Consider the following 20,189-nt stretch of genomic DNA (forward strand, 5'->3'; position numbering starts at 1 on the left):
TTCTCGTTATACAAGATTAAGGAGTTCAAAACCACGTGAACTCATGCCCCGGGAGGCGATGTGGGAGCGAGGCGTACTGAAGAAGCCACGCGAGAGAGCACTGCCCCGCAACCAGAGCCGAGCCGAGCCCTGAAGAACTCGAACCCTGAGTGCCGACGCATTCCGGTGGGACGACTCGAAGTAGGAGGGCCCGGCTTCGTGGTCATGGCCGGACCGTGCGCGGTGGAGAACGCGGAGCAGACCTCCGTGACCGCCGAGGCCGTGGCGGCCGCGGGAGCGCATGTGTTGCGCGGAGGCGTGTTCAAACCTCGCACCAGTCCTCGCTCCTTTCAAGGGTTGGGAGAGCCTGGCCTCCACATGCTGGCCGAGGCGGGGCGGCGTCACGGAATGCCTCTCATTAGCGAGGTGATGGACGCCTCGCAGATTCCACTCATGGTGGAGTACGCGGACATCCTCCAGGTGGGCGCGCGGAACATGCAGAACTACACGCTGCTGCGCGCGCTGGGCAAGGTGCAGCGGCCGGTGCTGCTCAAGCGCGGGCTGGCGGCCACCATCGAGGAGTGGATGCTGGCGGCCGAGTACATCCTGGATGGCGGCAACACCCACGTGATGCTGTGCGAGCGTGGCATCCGCACCTTCGAGACGGCCATGCGAAACACGCTGGATCTGTCCGCGGTGGCCTACGTGAAGGAGCGCTCGCCGCTGCCGGTCATCGTGGATCCTTCTCACGCGACGGGAAGCCCCTCGCTGGTGCTGCCCATGGCGATGGCGGCGGCGGTGGCGGGCGCTGACGGGCTGCTGGTGGAGGTCCACCCGTGGCCGGAGCAGGCGCTGTGCGACGGGAAGCAGGCGCTCACGCCCGAGCAGTTCCAGTATTTGATGCAGCGGCTGCCGGCTGTGTTACATGCCGTGGACCGGCACCTCTGGAAGCCGGAGAGTCCGATCCAGCTGGCGGGAGCACGATGAGCACCGAAGTCCGACAGATGTTCTCCTCGATCGCCACGCGCTACGACGTGACGAACGAGGTGCTTTCGTTTGGCATCCACCGCCTGTGGCGCCGCACCACGGTGCGCCTGAGCGGAGCCAAGCAGGGAGACAGCATCCTCGACTGCGCGACGGGAACGGGAGACCTGGCGCTGGTCTGGAAGCGCACGGTGGGCGCCTCTGGCCGCGTGGTGGGCACCGACTTCTGCCCGGAGATGCTGCAGAGCGCTCCCGCGAAGGCCGAGCAGGCGGGGCTCCAGGTGGAGTTCCAGGTGGCCGATGCGATGGCCCTGCCCTTCGCGGACAACTCCTTCGACGTGGCGTCGATCTCCTTCGGCATCCGCAACGTGGATGATCCGGTGAAGTGCCTGAAGGAGATGGCGCGCGTGGTGAAGCCGGGCGGGCGCGTGGTGGTGCTCGAGTTCGGCCAGCCCGAGGGCCTGTTCGGCGCGCTCTTCCGCTTCTACAGCAAGACGATCATGCCAGCGATCGGCGGGCTGCTTACGGGCAACAGGGCGGCATATGAGTACCTGCCTCGCACCGCGGCGGCGTTCCCCGCGGGCGAGCGCTTCCTGGCGCTCATGGACCAAGCCGATGCCTATCGCGAAAGGGTGGCCCATCCGCTGACGTTTGGGACATCCTACGTCTATGTCGGAACGGTCCGCTGACGCACGGCGACAGACTCTCGAACAGATTCTCGATGCTGTAGACCCCCGGCTGTCCCCGGGGCTGAGAGCCCAGCTTGCCCGGCCAGGGCCGACGGCGCTGCCGGATGCGGGGCAGACAGTGGTGATCGCCGGGCACCGCTCGGCTGGCAAGACGCGGCTCCTGCCGCTGGTGGCACGGCTCCTCGGCCGTGCCGGGCTGGACCTGGATGCGGAGCTGGAGCGCGCCACGGGGCGCTCGTTGCGCTCCTGGGTAGCCGAGGAGCCCAGCACCTTCCGCGCCGCCGAGCGCCGGGCGCTCCTGGAGCTACCCCCTGGAAGTCTGGTCGCCGTGGGAGGGGGCTTCCTCTCCCATCACCCTGAGGCACTGGCGGGACGGTTCACCCTGGTCGTGCCGATCTCTTTCGAGACGTACCGCGAGCGCCTGCTGGCCGATACCACGCGGCCCCGGCTCCGTCCGGGCGTGTCACTGGAAGAAGAGCTCTCCACCGTGTTTCACGAGCGTGAAGTGTTGCACGCCCGTGTCCCGAGCGTGCCGCTGGTGGATTTCCTCCGGGCCTTCCGAAGCGAGGTGATGCCATGACGCCGCTGCTACGTGTCGTCACCCTGCCGCCCACCCTGCTGGGCTCCGAGGCGATCCGCTTCGCGGAGGAGGTCCGCCGCCGGGGTGCGAACGTGCTCGAGGTGCGAACCGATCTGCACGCGCCGGAGGCCGTGGACGGCCAGGCCCTGGCGCGGGTGCTGCCGCTGCTCATCTCCGAGCGGGGAAAGCCCCTGCCCTCCTCCTGGATGGAGGCCGCCACCTATGTGGACCGGGATGTGACGGTCTCGGTGGAGGTCCCCTCGTCGAAGTGGCGGCTGGTGGCCTCGCACCATGCCGCGCGCCCGCTCTCTTCGGACGAGGCCCTGTGCCTCTGGGAGCAGACGCTGCCCGCGAATGCCTGGGTGAAGCATGTCGAGCCCCTGGGCCCTTCCTCGCGCGTGGAGGAGTTGCTGGAGACGCAGTCCCGGCTCATTGCCCGCTTCGGTGCCGGTCGGGTAACGGTGCTGGGAATGGGGCCCGCAGCGCTTCCGGCCCGCGTGGTGCTCGCCCGACGCAACGCGCTCGACTACGTCGCCGCGGGAGGCAGTTGGAGCGCGGCGCCGGGACAACGGCTGCTGGATGACGCCGTCCGCGAGCTGCGCGCGGTGGAGCGGGGAACCGCGCGTGGGGGTGCTTCGCGGCTCGGCATCCTGGGCACGAGCATCGTCCACTCCCGCTCGCCGCGCATCCACCGCCAGCCCTTCGATCGCATCGACATCCCCGAGGATGGGCCCGTCGAGGAGCTCGTCGATTCGCTGCTGCCCCACTACGCCGGCTTCGCCGTCACCAGCCCCTTCAAGCTGCGGCTGGCCCGCCATACCCGCGCGCCCCTGGAGGCCATCAACACCCTGGTGCGCCGGGGCAACCGCTGGGAGTCCTTCAACACCGACGTCGCGGGAGCGCGTGCCGTGCTGGAGCGGCTCGGGGCCCGCGAGGTGTTCGTCCTCGGTGACGGCGGCTCGACCGCCGCGCTCCGCGCCATCGCCCCGGAGGCCGGCGTCCAGTTGCGCGTCCTCAAGCGCTCGGAAGTCCACGAGCCCCTGCGCGGCGCGGGCCTCTGGACCTGGCCGGATCGGATAGCCCCACCCGAGGGCCTGCGGTTTGATGGGGCGCGCGTGGCGGTGATCGCCTACGGTGCCCCGGGTCGGCGTGTCGCCCAGGAGATTGCGCGACGCGGCGGCACTCCAGTCATGCTGGGTTCGGCGTGGTTCATCGCACAAGCTCGGCGGCAGCGTGAACTCTGGGAGAGCGCGACATGAACACCCTTGGCGTCCTGTTCCGTCTGACCACCTTCGGCGAGAGCCACGGCCCCGCGCTGGGCTCGATCATCGACGGGTGCCCCTCTGGCGTCCCCCTCACGCGCGAGCACATCCAGGCCGCGCTGGATCGGCGACGCCCCGGCCAATCGGCCATCGTCACCGCCCGCTCCGAGCCGGACCAGGTGGAGATCCTCTCCGGCGTCTTCGAGGACAAGACGCTGGGCACGCCCATCGCGGCCATCGTGCGCAACACGAACCAGCGCTCGGGCGACTACGACAAGCTGAAAACGGAGGACCGGCCCGGCCACGCGGACGCGGTCTGGCGCGAGCGCTACAAGCACCGTGACCACCGGGGCGGCGGGCGCACCAGCGGCCGCGAGACGCTCTGCCGAGTGATTGGCGGCGCGGTGGCGGAGGCCTACCTCGCCCGGGATCTGCCCCAGGTGCGCACGGTGGGCTGGGTCTCCCAGGTGGGAAACCTCGTCGCGGCGGTGCCCCCTCCGGGTCTCACGCGCGCGCAGGTGGACGCACACCCCACGCGCTGCGCGGATCCGGTGCTGCGCGAGGAGATCTCCCAGCGCATCCTCGCGGCCAAGGAGGCCGGAGACAGCCTGGGGGGCTCCATCGACATCCGCGTCGAGGGCCTGCCGGTGGGGCTCGGTGAGCCCATCTTCGGCAAGCTCAAGGCGCTGATCGCCCAGGCGCTGGGCAGCGTCGGCGCCGTGACGGGCGTGGTCTGGGGCCCGCCGGATCTGCTCTCGCGAATCGAGCAGCCCGGCAGCGTCTTCCACACCCAGAAGGAGATGTACGGCGGCATCCAGGGCGGCCTGGCCAACGGCGAGCCGATGCAGGTGCGCGCCTTCTTCAAGCCGCCCGCCACGCTCGCCGACCACGCGAAGGGCGGACGCCACGATCCGTGCATCATGCCTCGCGCGGTGCCCGTCCTGGAGGCGATGGTGTCGATGGTCATCGCCGATCTCGTCCTGCAGATGAACGCCCGACCGCACTCCCTATGAGCCCTACTCCCCCTGGCGCCTATCGCCCCGCAGCAGATCACTGGGGCACTTTCACCAAGCTCTCGAAGCGGCTGCCCGAGGGCAGCGTGGCCGTCGTCGACCGGACGGTGGCGCGCTTGCATCCCGGCCTCATCCCCGCCCTGGAGGCGCGCAACCCCCGCGCCATCCTCCAGCTCGTCGGCGGTGAGCGGGCCAAGAACTTCGAGACGCTGCAGAAGGTGCTCGCAGGCGGCCTCACCCTGCCCCGCTCCGGCACGCTGGTGGCCGTGGGCGGAGGCACCATCGGAGATGTGGCCACCGTGGCCGCGCACCTGCTCAAGCGCGGCGTGCGGCTGGTGCAGGTGCCCACCACCCTGCTGGCGGCGGTGGACAGCAGCCTCGGCGGCAAGGGCGCGGTGGACATGTCCGTGCGCGGCGCCGTGGTGAAGAACCCCGTGGGCGTCTTCCACTATGCCGACGAGACGTGGATCTGCCCGGAGCTGTACACCTCGCTCTCCGAGGTCCAGCTCCGCGAGGGCGCCATCGAGGCCTGGAAGATGGCCGTCTGCCTGGACGGAGACCTCTTCCGCCGCTACTCGCGCAAGCCGCCGCCCCTGCAGCGGCTGGTGAAAGACGCGCGGCGGCTCAAGGAGAACGTCTGCGCGCAGGACCCCTACGAGCAGACGGGTCTGCGGCGGGTGCTCAACTTCGGCCACACCTTCGGCCATGTGCTGGAGGGCCTGTCCCGCTTCAAGCTGTCCCACGGGGACGCGGTGGGCCTGGGCATGCTCTGCGCGCTGGACGTGGGGCGGCTGCTCGGAGTGACGCCGCAGGACGTGGCGATCCAGGTGGAGGAGGCGCTGAACCGCGGGCTTGGCATCCTCGGCCGGGATCGCATCGCGGCCCTGTGCAAGCGCGCCGCCCTCAAGGACGTGACGACCCTGCTCGCCGCCGACAAGAAGGCGGGCAAGGCGGGCGAGCTGCGCATGGTGCTGCTCTCCGCCATTGGCGCCTTCGACATCAAGGACGTCACCGAGAACGATTGGCGCACCCTCTGGCCCGCCTGGACACGGGGAATCCTCCCATGAGTCAGTTGCACGTCGACCCCAGCCACCTCGCCGCCGCGCGCCTCACTCCTCCGCTGTCCAAGTCGGACGCGCAGCGGGCGCTGGTGCTCGCGCACCTCACGGGTCACTGGCCCCTGGCCACGCTCCAGGCCGAGCCCGAGTCGGACCGGGCCGCGGACGTCCGCGTCCTCACGCGGGGCGTGGAAGCCCTGCGCCTGCCTCCGGGCCCGGTGCGGGACGTGGACTGCGCGGATGGCGGCGCCCCGTTCCGCATCCTCGTCACCCAGGCGGCGGTCACCCCCGGCGCCCGCGTACGGCTCACCGGTACCCCTCGCCTGGGCGAGCGCCCACACGGCCCGCTCTTCGACTCGCTCCGAGAAACTCTGGGGCCCTCGGGGCTCGTCCTCACCGAGGGCAAGCCCTGGCCCGTGGAGATTCACGCGCCCACCACCGCCGGCGCGCCCGTCTTCCGGGTGCCGGGCGCGCAGAGCAGCCAGTACGCCTCCAGCCTGCTGCTGGGCTGCGCGGCGCTCTACCTGCGCGAGAAGCGCCCCTGGAGCGTCGAAATCCAAGGCCCGCTGACGAGCGCCGGCTACCTGGAGCTCACCGTCACCTGGCTGCGGCGCTTCGGCTTCACCGTGGAGGAGACCGCCTCCCGCTTCTCGGTCACCGGCTACCAGCCCTCCCCGAGTGCCCCACCCATCCCCGGAGACTGGTCCTCCCTGGGCTACCTGCTGCTCATCGCCTGGCGCACGGGCGGCAGCGTCGAGCGCGCGGACCCGTCCAGCGCCCACCCGGACCAGGCGCTCCTGCGGCTCATCCAGCCCGCGGGCCTCACCCCGGTTCCCGGGCCGGACCTCACCATGCGCGTCGAGGGCCAGGCCCGCGACGGGCTCGTGGCCTCCGGCAAGGAGTGCCCGGACCTGCTCCCCACCCTCGCGGCGCTCGCCTGCGTCCTGCCGCGCCCCTCCACCCTCACGGACGTCGGCATCCTCCGCTTGAAGGAGAGCGACCGGCTGGAGGGCATCCGCAAGTTCGTGTCGGCTTATGGAGGAACCACCACCCTGGAGGGCGAGACGCTCACGGTGACGCCCCCCAAGGCCCCTCCCGCGCACTTCGCCATGGACAGCCACGGAGACCACCGGCTCGCCATGGTTTCGGCCACCCTCGCCGTGCTGTCGGGCGCCCGGTTGACGCTCACCGGCCCCGAGTGCGTGGAGAAGAGCTTCCCGGGCTTCTGGCGGCAGTTAGAAAAAGCGGGTGTACGCCTCTCGGAATGATTCGGGCAACCCACAGTGTCGGGGACGGTCGGAGGGCTCTCTTTTTTGTTGAAAGCAAACTGTCCCCCGTGAAATCTCCCGCCCATGCCCAAGGACACGCTGACAATCACGGACAACCGAACCGGGAAGACGTACGAGGTCCCGATCGAGAACGGATGCGTTCGCACCCACGCGCTCAGGCAGATCAAGGTCAATGACGAAGACTTTGGCTTGATGGGGTACGACCCGGCGTTCCTCAATACGGCCAACTGCCGCAGCGCCATCACCTACATCGATGGCGACAAGGGCATCCTCGAGTACCGCGGCTACCCCATCGAGCAGCTGGCCGAGAAGTCCTCGTTCCTCGAGGTGGCCTACCTGCTGCTCAACGGCGAGCTGCCCAACCCCAAGGAGCTCGAGCAGTTCATCCACCTCGTGACGCACCACACGTACGTCCACGAGAACATCAAGACCTTCATGGACGGGTTCCGCTACGACGCGCACCCCATGTCCATGCTGGGCTCCACGGTGGCGGCGCTCTCGGGCTTCTACCCGGACGCCAAGAACACCAAGGACGAGCGCAGCCGCCGCATCCAGATCACCCGGCTCATCGCCAAGATGCCCACGCTGGCGGCCTTCTCGTTCCGCCACAGCATGGGCCTGCCGTACATCTACCCGGACAATGACCTGTCCTACGTCGCCAACTTCCTGGCGATGATCCGCCGTATCGGCACGGCCACCTACAAGGTGCATCCGGTGCTGGAGCGCGCGCTGGACCTGCTCTTCATCCTGCACGCCGACCACGAGCAGAACTGTTCCACCACGTCGGTGCGCACGGTGGGCTCGTCCGAGGTGGATCCGTACTCGGCGGTGAGCGCGGGCATCGGCGCCCTGTACGGCCCGCTGCATGGCGGCGCCAACGAGGCCGTGCTGCGCATGCTGCGCGAGATCGGCCACGTCTCGAAGATCCCCGACTTCATCAAGGCGGTGAAGAGCGGCGAGGGCGAGAAGAAGCTGATGGGCTTCGGCCACCGCGTCTACAAGTCCTACGACCCGCGCGCCAAGGTCATCAAGCGCGTGGCGGACGAGGTGTTCGAGGTGACGGGCAAGAACCCGCTGCTCGACATCGCCGTGGAGCTGGAGCGCATCGCCCTGCAGGACGAGTACTTCGTCAAGCGCAAGCTCTACCCGAACGTGGACTTCTACTCGGGCCTCATCTACGAGGCGATGGGCTTCCCCGTGGAGATGTTCCCGGTGCTCTTCGCCATCCCGCGCACGGTGGGCTGGTGCGCGCAGTGGGAGGAGATGGTGAAGGATCCGGAGCAGAAGATCGCCCGGCCGCGCCAGATCTTCGTGGGCTCCCAGCGCCGCGACTACGTCTCGATGGACAAGCGCTCCGGGAAGTAACCCGGGCGCGGCAAGCCGCCTGAAGCACGAAGGGGCGAGGGACTTCGGTCCCCCGCCCCTTTTGCTTTCCTCAGCCCGCCTTGCTCTCGGAGCCCGCCCCTTCCGCGTACATCGACTCGATGACGTCGGCGTACTTCTGCTCCACCGCGGAGCGGCGGACCTTGAGGGTGGGCGTCATCTCCCCCTTGTCGATGGAGAAGTCCTCTGGGAGCACCGCGAAGCGCTTGATCGTCTCGAAGCGGGCCAGCTTCGGATTCACGTCCCGCTCGATGGCCTCCTCCAGGTACTTGCGCAGGCGGGCGTCGCGGGCGAGCGCGCCCACGTCCTCCGTCCAGCCCTTCTCCTTGGCCAGGGCGCGCGCCTTCTCCGCGTCCAGCGTCAGCAGGGCCACCAGGTAGTTGCGCCGCTCGCCAATGACGACGGACTGGCTGACGGGCGACACCCCCTTGAGCAGGCCCTCGATGTTGGCCGGGGGCGTCTTCTTGCCGCCCGAGGTGACGATGATCTCCTTCTTGCGGCCGGTGATGTGGGCGTAGCCCTCGCCATCCAGGTGCCCCACGTCTCCGGTGTGCAGCCAGCCGCCCTCGAGCAGCTCCGCGGTGAAGGCGGGCTCCTTGTAGTAGCCCATGCAGGTGAGCCCGCCGCGCACGAGGATCTCTCCGTCCTCGGCGATGCGGACCTCCACCCCCACCAGGGGCCGCCCGATGGAGCCGAGCCGGGTGGCCTCCACGGTGTTGAGGGTGGCGGGCCCGGTCAGCTCGGACATGCCCCACACCTCGCGGATGACGATGTCGATGGAGGCGAAGAACTCCAGCACGTCCCGGGAGATGGGCGCCGCGCCGGTGGAGAAGAACTGGCCCTGATCGAAGCCGATGCGCGTGTGCAGGGGCCCGAACACGAGCTTGCGGGCGAGCTGGTACTGCGCCTCCAGCCTCAGGGGCACCTTCTCGTGGCGCATCGAGAGCGTGTGGTACTCGGTGGCCACCCCGCGCGCCCACCCGAGCACCTTCTGGCGCACCGCGGGCTGCGAGCGCATGCCCTCCTCCGCCTTCGCCTTGAACTTCTCCCACACGCGCGGCACGCCGAAGAAGAAGGTGGGCCGCACCTCGCGCAGGTTCTGGGGCACCGAGTCCACGGAGTCGGCGAAGTAGACCTGGCCGCCCAAGAGCAGCGGCGCGTGCAGGGAGAGCACCTGCTCGGCGATGTGCGACAGCGGCAGGTACGAGAGCAGGCGCAGCGACTCGCCCGTGAAGTTCACCGCCTGGAGCAGCCGCCCCGCCGTCCACACGAGGTTGTGGTGGCTGAGCATCACCCCCTTGGGGTTGCCGGTGGTGCCCGAGGTGTAGATGAGGGTGGCCAGCGCGTCGGGCTCCAGCGCGTTGACGCGCTCCCAGTAGGGCCCCTCGTCCGCGCCTGTGCCCTTGTCCAGCACGTCCGAGTAGCGCAGCACCCCGGGCGGCAGCGGCTCGGGCGCGTCCATGACGATGATGTGGCGCAGCTTCGGCAGCCGCTCGCGAAGGGCCAGCGCGCCCGCCAGGAACTTCGCGTTCTCCACCAGGAAGAACTCCGCCTCGCTGTGGGCGAGGATGAACTCCACCTGCTCGGGGCTGCTGGTGGTGTAGATGCCGACCGGCGCTCCGCCCAGCGCCATGGCCGCGAGGTCCGCCACCAGCCACTCCTCGCGGTTGAAGCTCTGGATGGCCAGATTGCCCTTCTGCTGGAAGCCGAGCGCGTGCAGGCCGAGCGCGAAGCGCGTCACCCGCTGGGCGTACTCGCGCCAGGAGGTGGGTACGTACGTCTTCCCGCGCCGCGTCCAGAGCGCGGGGCGATGTTCGTGCCGGGTAGCCTGCTCGTGCAGCACATGCACCATCGTCCGGGGCTGTTCCATGACCTGGGAGGCTACAGAAACCCGGCGGCGGGAACCATGTCGTCTCGGCGACCGGGTGCGTCTCCGGCGTTGACAGGCAACGGGGCGGCTATGTATTCCGCGCAACGACCATGAGCATCGACTTCACCTGTCAGAAGTGCGAGGCGAGCTTCGAGCTCGACGCGCAGGATCTCATCGAAGGCACCGAGAAGCTGGTGTGCCCTCACTGCGATGCGAAGGCTCCCTCCAACCTCTCCGAGGACTTCGTCGCGGCGCTCACGGAGATGCGCGCGCAGATCGCCGCGTTGGGCAAGAAGTTCGCCGTCAGCATGACGCTCGAGTCCGAGGACCTGGAAGACGAGCTCGAGGAAGAAGAGGACGACGACGAGGACGAAGAGGAGTCCGACGAGGACGACGACGACGACTTCGACGAGGACGAAGACGTCGAGGACGACGAGGACTACGACGAGGACGAGGACGACGAGCGCTGAGCACGCCTGCCTGCCTGCCCCTCGTCCCAGGGAGCGGGAGGCCTTCGAGGGCCACGTCCAGGCATGGTTCGTGCCCTCCCCGTCCCCAGGCGGGTGCGTAGTTTTGTGGTGTGAAAACACCCAATCTCGCCAGGCTGTTTCTCGCTCCGCTCTCCGCCGTGACGCTGGCGCTGGGTGGCCTGCTGTTCCTGCCCTCGTTCGCCACCTGGCCCGCGGTCGCCGCGCCGGCCGCGCAGGCGGCCCTGGAAGAACCCTGCCTCACTGAAGCCGGCGGGGATCCGGCCGCGTGCAAGGAGCTCATCGAGCTCGTGGTGCGGGACGTGGTTCCCCTGATCGAGGCGCAGACCCACGCCGTGGTGCTGACCACCCAGGATGGCGAGGTGGTGCTCCCCATCTTCGTGGACGAGTCCGCGGCCGTGGCCATCGCCTTCCGGCTGGCCCACATGGATCCGCCCCAGCCCCTGGCTCAGGACCTGCTGGACGATGTGGTGTCCAAGCTCGGGGCCGAGGTGACGGAGGTGCGCATCGACGATCTGCGCGGCGACATCTACACCGGCCGCGTCTTCCTCCAGCAGGGAAAGAAGCGCCTGGAGCTGAGCGCCCGCCCGGCCGACTCCATCGCCATGGCGCTGGACGGGGAGGCCCGCATCCGCGTCACGCGCAAGGTGCTGGCGATGGCCGGTATCAGCCGCTCGGACATCGACTCGCTGCACGAGGGCCCCGCCGTGGGCGGCAGCGGCCCGAGCGGCATGGAGCAGGAGGCGGTGCCGACCGTGCCGCCACACAAGGCCAAGGAGATCAGCCTGTAGGCCCGCCCCACGCGCGCCTCAGACACGAAAGCCCGGCCCCCCCTCCCAGGGACGCCGGGCTTTCACTTTCTACGGGGACGACGGCCGAGATCTTAGGGCCGCGATCGCCAAACGCAAATCGGCGGGCGCGAGGCTCACCTTCGCTTTGGCGCGGTGAAGCTGTCAAGAGCACCCAGGCTCGGCCTAGGATGCGACGCTCATGCGCAAGGCGAAAATCATCTGCACGTTGGGACCGGCCTCGGACACGCCAGAGGTCATCGAAGGGCTCATCCGCGCCGGTATGAACGTGGCGCGCCTCAACTTCTCGCACGGGACGCAGGAGGATCACCGTCGGCGGGTGAACACCATCCGCAAGGTGTCGCGCAAGCTCGGCATTCCGGTGGCCATTCTGCAGGACGTGCAGGGGCCCAAGATCCGGCTCGGTCGGTTCGAGGGTGGGCAGATCACCGTGAAGCCGGGGCAGACGGTGACGGTGACGACGCGCAGCGTGCTCGGCGCGGGCACGATCATCCCCACCCCGGTCCGCTCCCTGCCGAAGGACGTGACGCGCGGGGATGTCATCCTGATGGACGACGGGCGGGTGCGCCTGCGCGTGCTGCGGGTGGCGGGCCGGGATGTCTCCGCGAAGGTGGAGATCGGCGGGGTGCTCAAGGACCACAAGGGGCTGAACCTGCCAGGCGCGGCCATCTCGGTGCCGACGATTACCGAGAAGGACGCGGAGGACCTGGCGTTCGGCCAGGAGCTGGGCGTGGACTACGTGGCGCTCTCGTTCGTGCGCTCGGCGGATGACATCAAGCAGGCGCGCGCGCACGTGGCGAAGCTGAAGACGCCCCTCATCGCGAAGATCGAGAAGCCCCAGGCGGTGGACAACCTGGAGGCCATCGCGGCGGTGGCCGACGGGGTGATGATCGCCCGCGGAGACCTGGGCGTGGAGATGCCGCTGGAGCAGCTGCCCGGCATCCAGAAGCGCGCGGTGGCCGAGGTGAACCGCATGGGCGGCCTCGTCATCGTGGCGACGGAGATGCTGGAGAGCATGGTGGGCAACGCCCGCCCCACCCGCGCCGAGGTATCCGACGTGGCGAACGCCATCCTGGACGGAGCGGACGCGGTCATGCTCTCGGGCGAGACGGCGGCGGGCAAGTACCCCATCGATGCGGCGGCGACCATGGCGCGCATCGTGGAGGAGACGGAGCGCGGAGGAGGCACCCGCCTGCACCCCTCGCTGGTCGAGCACACGAATGACCTGTCCACGGGCGTGGCGGCGGCGGCGGTGGCGGCGGCCGAGCAGCTCGGCATCGACACCATCATCACGTACACCGAGCGGGGCCACACGGCGCGGCTCATCTCCGAGTTCCGGCCCCGGGCGCAGATCATCGGGCTGACGCCGAACGCGGACACGGTGAACCGGATGGCGCTCTACTGGGGCGTGCGCGGGCTGCAGGTGGGCCGGCTTCAGTCCACGGACGCGATGCTGCGGCAGGTGCGCCGCCTGTGCCGGGAGCAAAGCCTGTGCAAGGTGGGCTCGCCGGTGGTGATCGTCGCCGGCGTGCCGCTCAACGAGCCGGGGAACACGAACATGATGTCCGTGCACCGCATCTGAGGCTCACAGCGTCTTCTGCGTGAAGTCGTACAGCTTCTCGACGGCGATCTGCCGGTAGCGCTCGACCTTGAGGGCTCGCAGGGCACACTCCCAGACGAGCTCCTTGGGAGGCGCGTCCGGCTGCTTCTTCTTGCGGCGCTTCACCTCGGCCTTGATGGACTTCACCGCCACCTTCGGGTGGTAGCAGAAGGCCGAGGAGAACAGCAGGTGCCCCCCGAAGGGGATGAGCCGCGCCTCGATGACGTCGCCAACCTCGAGGCCGGCGATGTTGCGGCGCTCGGTGACGTCGAAGTCCTTGCCGGAGAACAGCTCGCGCAGGCGGATGAGGCCCTTGGCCAGCTTGCGCACCTCGAACAGGCCGTGGACCGTCTCGGTGAAGCTGCGGAAGGCGTTGGCCTCCTCGGGCGCGGCCGTCTGCAGCCGCTGCTCGTACAGCTCGGCGGCCGGCGTCTTCCCCGTGAGCGGGGAGACCCGGTCATAGAGGTAGTAGTCCAGGAAGGACGCCATCCGGAGCTCGAAGATCTTGTCGTCCTCGAACACCTCGCCCGTGAGGCGGAAGTACTCCGCCTTGGCCTCCAGGAGATCCGCTTTGCGCGGCTCCTGGCTTCCGAAGGCGATGAGCTGGTCCAGGTAGGGCTGATACGACAGCGGCGAAGCGGAAGGAGCGTCCATGGAGCGCGGGGATCTTACTGCGCCATCAGCCGGGCGAAACGCTTGAAGAGGTAGCGCGCGTCGTGTGGGCCGGGGGAAGACTCGGGGTGGTACTGCACGCTGAAGGCCCGCGCGTCGGGAATCGACAACCCCTCGACAGTTCCGTCGTTGAGGTTGATGTGGGTGACGATCGCCCCTCCCTTTACACTGGCGTCATCCACGGCGAAGCCGTGGTTCTGCGCGGTGATCTCCACCTTCCCGGTAGTCAGATCCTTCACGGGTTGGTTGGCGCCACGGTGGCCGAACTTCATCTTGTATGTCCGGCCGCCCAGGGCGAGGGCGAGGATCTGGTGGCCCAGGCAGATACCGAACACAGGCACCTTGCCCAGCAGCGCGGCCACCGTCTTGTCAGCGCCCTTCACTGCGGCCGGGTCTCCGGGCCCGTTGGCCAGGAAGACGCCGTGGGGCTTGCGCGCGAGCACCTCTTCGGCGCGGGTGCTGGCGGGCACCACCGTCACCCGGCAGCCCTCATCCACCAGGAACTGCAGCATGGAGCGCTTGAGGCCGTAGTCGTAGGCCACCACGTCGAAGCGCAGCTCCGGAGCCGGGCGCGGCGCCCCGCTGAACACGTCCGGAGACGGCGTGGTGAAGGTGTACGGCTCCTTCGTGGAGACGCCCGTGGCCAGGTCCATGCCCTCCATGCCGGGGGCGTTCTTAGCGCGCTCCACGAGGGCGGCAGTCGAGTGGTTCTCGCTGGAGATGACACCCATCTGCGCGCCGTGCGTGCGCAGGTGGCGCACGAGGCGGCGGGTGTCCAGGCCCTGGATGCCGGCCACGCCGAAGCGCTTGAGGTAGGCATCCAGCGTCTCGTTGGCGCGCCAGTTGGAGTGCAGCTCCGTGCAGGAGCGCACCACCATGCCCACCGCGTGCGGCCGGACGGACTCCTGGTCCTCGGCGTTGGTCCCCACGTTGCCCATCTCCGGATAGGCCATGGTGACGATCTGCCCGACGTAGGAGGGGTCCGTGAGGATCTCCTGGTAGCCGAACATGGAGGTGTTGAAGACCACCTCGCCCACTGTCTCACCGACTGCGCCGAACGCACGGCCTTCGAAGAGGCTCCCATCCGCCAGCGCGAGCACTGCCCGCTTCATGACCGCGACTCCTTGATCTGACCGTCCTCGAAGACGAGGCGACCGCCCACCCAGGTCTGGGTGACGCGCCCCTTGAGCAGCCGGCCGTGGAAGGGGGTATTCCGACTCTTGGAGAAGAACCGCTCGGCATCCACGGCCCACTCCGCTTCGGGGTCTACGAGTACGACGTCCGCAGGCGCACCGGGCGCCAGGTGACCGCCCGGCAGGCCGAACGCTTTCGCCGGGCCCGCCGACAGCAACTCCACCGCGCGGCTCGGGCTCAGCACGCCCTCGTGGACCAGGGCCAGCGTCAAGCCGAGCGCCGTCTCCAGGCCCACCACGCCGTTGATGCCCTTCTCGAACTCCACCTGCTTGTCGAGCACCCCGTGCGGGGCGTGGTCCGTGGCGATGGCGTCGATCGTCCCGTCGGCCAGGGCCTCGCGCAGGGACTCCACGTCCCGACGCAGGCGCAGCGGTGGGTTCATCTTGGCGTGGGTGTCGTACTGGCCCACCGCCGTGTCATCGATGGTGAAGTGGTGCGGGGTGACCTCGGCGGTGACGCGCAGGCCCCGCTTCTTCGCCTCGCGCACCAGCCGCACGCTGCCCTCGCAGGACAGGTGGGCGATGTGCAGGCGGCCGCGCGTCTCCTCCAACAGGATGAGATCCCTCGCCACCATCGCGACCTCCGCCGACGGCGGAATGGGCAGCAGCCCCAGACGCGTGGCGGTGGGCCCCTCCGTCATCGCGCCCTTGCCGGAGAGCGTGAGGTCCTCCTCGTGGACCATGACGGGGATGTCGAAGAGCGTGGCGTACTGGAGCGCGCGCCGCATCAGCGCGGCGTTCATCACCGGACGGCCATCATCGGTGATGCACACGCAGCCGGCGGAGATCAGCTCGCCCATCTCCGCCAGCTCCTCGCCCTTGAGGCCCTTGGTGATGGCGCCCGCCGGGTAGACGCGGCAGAGGTTGGCGGCCCGGGCGCGCGAGAGCACCAGCTCCGTCACCAGCGCGCTGTCGTTCACCAGCTTGGTGTTGGGCATGGCCACCACCCCGGTGAAGCCCCCCGCCACCGCAGAGCGGCTGCCGGTGAGGATGGTCTCCTTGCCCTCCTCGCCCGGCTCGCGCAGGTGGACGTGCAGGTCGATGAAGCCGGGCAGCACCCAGCGCCCCCGGGCGTCCACCACCTGGGCGCCCTGCACCGTCAGCGGCGCCTCGGACACCTGGGCCACCTGCCCGTCCCGAACGAGCACGTCGCGCACGCCGTCGACGCCATGGCGCGGATCGATGAGCCGCCCGCGGCTGAAGAGGACCGGAGCGCTCACGTACACACCTCCAGGATGGCGCGGCGCACGGCGACCCCGTTGGCCACCTGCTCGAGGATGACGCTGCGGGCCCCATCCGCCACCGCGGGCGCCAGCTCCACGCCGCGATTGATGGGCCCCGGGTGCATGACGAGCGCTCCTGCCTTCATCCGCTCGGCGCGGGCCGGGGTGAGGCCGAAGAGGCGGGAGAACTCGCGCGTGGAGGGGAAGAAGGACTCCGTCTGCCGCTCCAACTGGAGCCGCAGGCACATCACCGCGTCCGCCTCGGGCAGCGCCGCGTCCAGCTTCGTCGTCACCTCGGCGCCCATCTCCTCCAGGCCCACCGGCAGCAGCGTGGGCGGGCCACACATCACCACGCGCGCGCCCAGCGCCTTGAGGCACAGGAGGTTCGAGCGCGCCACGCGGCTGTGGAGGATGTCGCCGATGATGAGCACCGTGCGGCCCTCGAGCTTCCCCCAGTGGCGACGGAGGGTGAAGGCATCCAGCAGGGCCTGCGAGGGGTGCTCGTGGGTACCATCACCGGCGTTGATGACGGCGCAGCGCACGTGCTGGGCCACCAGGTGCGGTGCGCCCGAAGAGCGATGGCGGATGACGATGGCGGCCGGTCCCGTGGCCTCGATGTTGCGCGCGGTGTCCAGCAGCGTCTCGCCCTTGGAGACCGAGGAGCCCTGGGCGGTCCAGTTGAGCACCTCGGCGCCCAGCGTCTTGGCGGCCATCTCGAAGGAGGTGCGCGTCCGGGTGGAGTCCTCGAAGAAGAGGTTGGCCACCACCTTCCCCTGAAGGACAGGGGATCGCGCCGAGCCACCGGGCAGGTGCGCCTCGGCGCGATCGAGAAGTGTCTCGAGTTCCTCGCGCCGCCAGCCTTCGATTCCGAGCAGGTGTCGCATAGACCAGGGCCGCGCCCTAGCAGCGCCCATGCGGTGCGTCAAGCATCCCCGAGACCCTCACCGAACGGGCTCGAAGAAGCGGTCCAGGCGCAGGCCCGTTCCGCCAAAGAAGCTGTTGAACAGGCCGCCGTAACCGAAGGACACCCACACCACCATGGCCTTGCCCTTGATGTGGCCATAGGGGACGTAGGCGGGTTCGTGGCCGTAGCCGACGAAGCCCACGCGGCTGTCCGAGCTGTTGTCCCGGTTGTCGCCCATCACGAAGACGTGGCCCTCGGGGACGTTGAAGGGCCCCTCGTTGCGCGGCGTCATGGGGCGCGGATCCTGGAGCACCGCGTGGACGACGCCGTCCAGGTTCTCCCGGTAGTAGACCTCCTCGTCGTCGTACCACTGCCCGCTGTCCTGGTGCTGGTTGCGGACGATGAACTCCCGGGAGACGAGGGTGCGCTCCTGCGCCACGCCGTTGACGTAGACCACCTCGTTGCGCAGCTCCACGCGGTCCCCGGGCAGGCCCACCACGCGCTTGATGAAGTCCTTGTCCGTCTCGACGGGGTTGTTGAAGACGATGACGTCTCCGCGCGCCGGCGGCCGGACGATCTGGAACGGCACCTTGTTGATGAACGGGATGCGCACCCCGTAGATGAACTTGTTGACGAAGACCTGATCGCCAATCTCCAGCGTGGGCAGCATGGAGCCGGAGGGGATGCGGTACGGCTCGATGAAGATGGTGCGGAAGATGAAGGCGATGAGCAGCGCCTTGGCGAAGCCGGACACCGTCTCCCAGGAGGACTGCTTGCGGAAGGCGCCGAACATCTCCTCGTGGAGCTTGTCGAGCGCCTTGACCTCTTTCTCCAATACGGGCACGTCGCTCGCCAGCGAGGCATCCTCCACACGCACGGCCTGCTCGGCGATGCGCTCGGCGGCGTTGGCCTGCAGCTTGCCGGGGAACTGCTGGAAGACGCGCTCGGCCTCGTGGACGAGCTCGCGCGCCTCGCCGCGCAGCCGGCGCAGGGTGCGCTCTTTCGGCGAGACGAAGCGCCAGGCGATGAGCCCCACCCAGGCGAAGAACATCGCCGCGCCGAAGTACTGCATCGCCGGCTTGGCCCAGGAAGCCGCCGCCGGGAAGCTCTCGATGATGAACAGGTACGGCAGGAGAACGATGCCCACCAGCAGCAACGGGGTCCAGAGGCTGGTGAGGAGCTGCTGCCACATGAGCAGGCGCCGCGCCCGGAGCTGCTCCGGCTTGCGGCGCGAGGCCATGGCCTCTTCCAGCTTCACGGGCGTGGTCGCGGCGGTCATCTACTCCTCCGTCTTCAGCACCGCGAGGAAGGCCTCCTGGGGAATCTCCACCGTGCCCACCTGCTTCATGCGCTTCTTGCCCTCCTTCTGCTTCTCGAGCAGCTTGCGCTTGCGGCTGATGTCACCACCGTAGCACTTGGCGAGCACGTTCTTGCGCATGGCGGAGATCGTCTCGCGGGAGATGATCTTCGCGCCGATGGCCGCCTGGATGGCCACCTCGTACATCTGCTTGGGAATGACTTCCTTGAGCTTCTGGCACACCTCGCGGCCGCGCAGGTAGGCGCGCTCGCGGTGGACGATGACGCTCAGGGCATCCACCGGCTCCCCGTTGATGAGGATGTCCAGCCGGGCCAGGTCCGCTTCCACGTAGCCGGCGAGCTCGTAGTCGAGGCTGGCGTAGCCGCGCGAGACGCTCTTGAGTTTGTCGAAGAAGTCGAACACCACCTCGGCCAGCGGCATCTCGTACGTCACCTGCACGCGCTGGCCGGACGAGCCCAGGTACTTCATGTCCTTCTGTACCCCGCGCCGGTCCTGGCACAGCTTGAGGATGGCGCCCAGGTGATCGTTGGGCACGTGGATGTGACAGGTGAGGATGGGCTCCTCGAACTTCTCGATGTTCTGCACCGGCGGCAGCTTGGCCGGGTTGTCGATGAGCAGCGTCTCACCCTTGCTGGTGGTGATGCGGTAGACCACCGAGGGCGCCGTGGTGATGAGGTTGAGGTTGTACTCGCGCTCCAGGCGCTCCTGGACGATCTCCATGTGGAGCAGGCCCAGGTAGCCGCAGCGGAACCCGAAGCCGAGCGCCGTGGAGGACTCGGGCTCGTAGGTGAAGGCCGAGTCGTTGAGCTTGAGCTTGGCCAGCGCGTCGCGCAGGCCCTCGTACTCCGCGGAGTCCACCGGGAAGATGCCGCTGAACACCATGGGCTTCACTTCCTTGAAGCCCGGGAAGGGAGCGTCCGTGGAGCGCGCCTCTTCGGTGACGGTGTCACCCACCTTGGCGTCCTGCAGCTCCTTGACGTTGGCCACCAGCACGCCCACTTCGCCCGCCATGAGCTGGGGCACCGGCCGGGAGAAGGGGCTGAACACGCCCAGCTCCTGCACCTCGAAGACCTTGTTGTTGCTCCAGAGCTTGATCTTCTGCTTGAGCTTGAGCGTGCCCTCCAGCACGCGCACCAGCGTCACCACGCCGCGGTAGTTGTCGTACCAGCTGTCGAAGATGAGGGCCTTGAGCGGCGCGCTCGGCTCGCCCCGCGGAGGCGGCACCTTCTGGACCACCGCCTCGAGGATGTCCTCGATGCCGATGCCCTCCTTGGCGGAGGCCGGCACCGCCACCGAGGCGTCGATGCCGATCACGTCCTCGATCTCTTCCCGGGTCCGCGCCACGTCCGCGCTGGGCAGGTCGATCTTGTTGATGACCGGGATGATCTCCAGGTTGTGGTCCAGCGCCATATAGACGTTGGCGAGCGTCTGCGCCTCCACGCCCTGGCTGGCATCCACCACGAGCAGGCAGCCCTCGCACGCGGCCAGCGAGCGGCTGACCTCGTAGGCGAAGTCCACGTGTCCCGGGGTGTCGATGAGGTTCAGGACGTACTGCTGCCCGTCCTTGGCCTTGTAGGTCATCCGCACGGACTGGGCCTTGATGGTGATGCCCCGTTCGCGCTCGATGTCCATGTTGTCCAGGAACTGAGCCTGGGCTTCACGCTTGGTGAGAGTCCCCGTCTTCTCGAGGAGGCGATCGGCCAGCGTCGACTTGCCATGGTCGATGTGGGCGATGATGCAGAAGTTGCGGATGTGGGCGTTCTCGGCCGGCATGGATCAGGGCTCGTCGCAGCGTGTCGAAGCGCGCGTGAGTAACACCTAACCCGGCCAAAATCCATGCATCCGCGCGTCCGCTGACCGGCGCGGCGGTCAGCG

18 protein-coding genes are annotated in these 20,189 nt (G+C 68.8%); 11 read left to right on the plus strand and 7 right to left on the minus strand.

What is annotated here, in order from left to right:
- Window positions 1–60 precede the first annotated feature (60 nt).
- The 8 genes from aroF (at window position 61) to SYV04_RS34880 (ending at window position 8,219) form a co-directional block, all read left to right on the plus strand.
- The gene (gene aroF, locus SYV04_RS34845; RefSeq protein ID WP_321550326.1) at window positions 61–966 is read left to right on the plus strand and encodes a 3-deoxy-7-phosphoheptulonate synthase; all 906 of its coding nucleotides are present in this window, start codon (window positions 61–63) and stop codon (window positions 964–966) included.
- Entirely contained in the window at window positions 963–1,652 is a 690-nt protein-coding gene (gene ubiE, locus SYV04_RS34850; RefSeq protein ID WP_321550327.1) for a bifunctional demethylmenaquinone methyltransferase/2-methoxy-6-polyprenyl-1,4-benzoquinol methylase UbiE, read from the plus strand. The genes aroF and ubiE overlap by 4 nt, the downstream gene beginning before the upstream one ends.
- Window positions 1,633–2,232 carry a shikimate kinase gene (locus SYV04_RS34855; RefSeq protein ID WP_321550328.1) on the plus strand — a complete coding sequence of 200 codons (600 nt, stop codon included), beginning with the start codon at window positions 1,633–1,635 and terminating at the stop codon, window positions 2,230–2,232. Before ubiE ends, SYV04_RS34855 begins: the two co-directional genes overlap by 20 nt.
- Window positions 2,229–3,491, plus strand: a complete 1,263-nt coding sequence (locus tag SYV04_RS34860; RefSeq protein ID WP_321550329.1) for a shikimate dehydrogenase — start codon at window positions 2,229–2,231, stop codon at window positions 3,489–3,491. Before SYV04_RS34855 ends, SYV04_RS34860 begins: the two co-directional genes overlap by 4 nt.
- Window positions 3,488–4,507 (plus strand): chorismate synthase, encoded by a 1,020-nt coding sequence (gene aroC / locus SYV04_RS34865; protein ID WP_321550330.1) that lies wholly within the window; start codon window positions 3,488–3,490, stop codon window positions 4,505–4,507. The genes SYV04_RS34860 and aroC overlap by 4 nt, the downstream gene beginning before the upstream one ends.
- Window positions 4,504–5,574 (plus strand): 3-dehydroquinate synthase, encoded by a 1,071-nt coding sequence (locus tag SYV04_RS34870; protein ID WP_321550331.1) that lies wholly within the window; start codon window positions 4,504–4,506, stop codon window positions 5,572–5,574. Before aroC ends, SYV04_RS34870 begins: the two co-directional genes overlap by 4 nt.
- Window positions 5,571–6,833, plus strand: coding sequence for a 3-phosphoshikimate 1-carboxyvinyltransferase (locus SYV04_RS34875; RefSeq protein WP_321550332.1), 1,263 nt, complete (start codon window positions 5,571–5,573; stop codon window positions 6,831–6,833). Before SYV04_RS34870 ends, SYV04_RS34875 begins: the two co-directional genes overlap by 4 nt.
- Window positions 6,834–6,917: 84 nt before the next feature.
- Window positions 6,918–8,219 (plus strand): citrate synthase, encoded by a 1,302-nt coding sequence (locus SYV04_RS34880; protein ID WP_321550333.1) that lies wholly within the window; start codon window positions 6,918–6,920, stop codon window positions 8,217–8,219.
- 70 nt (window positions 8,220–8,289) lie between these two features.
- On the opposite strand, the gene SYV04_RS34885 is transcribed toward SYV04_RS34880, so the two are convergent.
- Entirely contained in the window at window positions 8,290–10,107 is a 1,818-nt protein-coding gene (locus SYV04_RS34885) for an AMP-dependent synthetase/ligase (RefSeq protein WP_321550334.1), read from the minus strand.
- 110 nt (window positions 10,108–10,217) lie between these two features.
- On the opposite strand from SYV04_RS34885, the gene SYV04_RS34890 reads away from it, so the two are divergent.
- The 3 genes from SYV04_RS34890 to pyk all read left to right on the plus strand — a co-directional run bounded on the left by SYV04_RS34890 (window position 10,218) and on the right by pyk (window position 12,986).
- Window positions 10,218–10,577 (plus strand): hypothetical protein, encoded by a 360-nt coding sequence (locus SYV04_RS34890; RefSeq protein ID WP_321550335.1) that lies wholly within the window; start codon window positions 10,218–10,220, stop codon window positions 10,575–10,577.
- A 110-nt stretch (window positions 10,578–10,687) separates the two neighbouring features.
- Window positions 10,688–11,386, plus strand: coding sequence for a bifunctional nuclease family protein (locus SYV04_RS34895; RefSeq protein ID WP_321550336.1), 699 nt, complete (start codon window positions 10,688–10,690; stop codon window positions 11,384–11,386).
- Between the two features lie 199 nt (window positions 11,387–11,585).
- On the plus strand, window positions 11,586–12,986 hold the full coding sequence (pyk, locus tag SYV04_RS34900) for a pyruvate kinase (protein WP_321550337.1): 1,401 nt from the start codon (window positions 11,586–11,588) through the stop codon (window positions 12,984–12,986).
- A gap of 3 nt (window positions 12,987–12,989) precedes the next feature.
- Here pyk and SYV04_RS34905 read toward each other — a convergent pair whose 3' ends face one another.
- The 6 genes from SYV04_RS34905 to lepA are packed head-to-tail and all read right to left on the minus strand — an operon-like array spanning window position 12,990 to window position 20,087.
- Complete coding sequence (locus tag SYV04_RS34905; protein WP_321550338.1) at window positions 12,990–13,658, minus strand: DUF7986 domain-containing protein; 669 nt, start codon at window positions 13,656–13,658, stop codon at window positions 12,990–12,992.
- A gap of 14 nt (window positions 13,659–13,672) precedes the next feature.
- Window positions 13,673–14,788, minus strand: coding sequence for a glutamine-hydrolyzing carbamoyl-phosphate synthase small subunit (carA, locus tag SYV04_RS34910; RefSeq protein WP_321550339.1), 1,116 nt, complete (start codon window positions 14,786–14,788; stop codon window positions 13,673–13,675).
- On the minus strand, window positions 14,785–16,089 hold the full coding sequence (locus SYV04_RS34915) for a dihydroorotase (protein WP_321550340.1): 1,305 nt from the start codon (window positions 16,087–16,089) through the stop codon (window positions 14,785–14,787). The genes carA and SYV04_RS34915 overlap by 4 nt, the downstream gene beginning before the upstream one ends.
- Window positions 16,086–16,976, minus strand: coding sequence for an aspartate carbamoyltransferase catalytic subunit (locus SYV04_RS34920; RefSeq protein WP_321550341.1), 891 nt, complete (start codon window positions 16,974–16,976; stop codon window positions 16,086–16,088). The genes SYV04_RS34915 and SYV04_RS34920 overlap by 4 nt, the downstream gene beginning before the upstream one ends.
- A 57-nt stretch (window positions 16,977–17,033) precedes the next feature.
- Complete coding sequence (lepB, locus tag SYV04_RS34925; protein WP_321550342.1) at window positions 17,034–18,275, minus strand: signal peptidase I; 1,242 nt, start codon at window positions 18,273–18,275, stop codon at window positions 17,034–17,036.
- A complete protein-coding gene (lepA, locus tag SYV04_RS34930; protein WP_321550343.1) occupies window positions 18,276–20,087 on the minus strand; it encodes a translation elongation factor 4 in 1,812 nt (603 codons plus the stop codon). It abuts the gene before it with no gap.
- Window positions 20,088–20,189: the final 102 nt, after the last annotated feature.

Origin of the sequence: Hyalangium ruber (assembly GCF_034259325.1) — a bacterium.
Lineage (GTDB): Bacteria > Myxococcota > Myxococcia > Myxococcales > Myxococcaceae > Hyalangium_A > Hyalangium_A rubrum.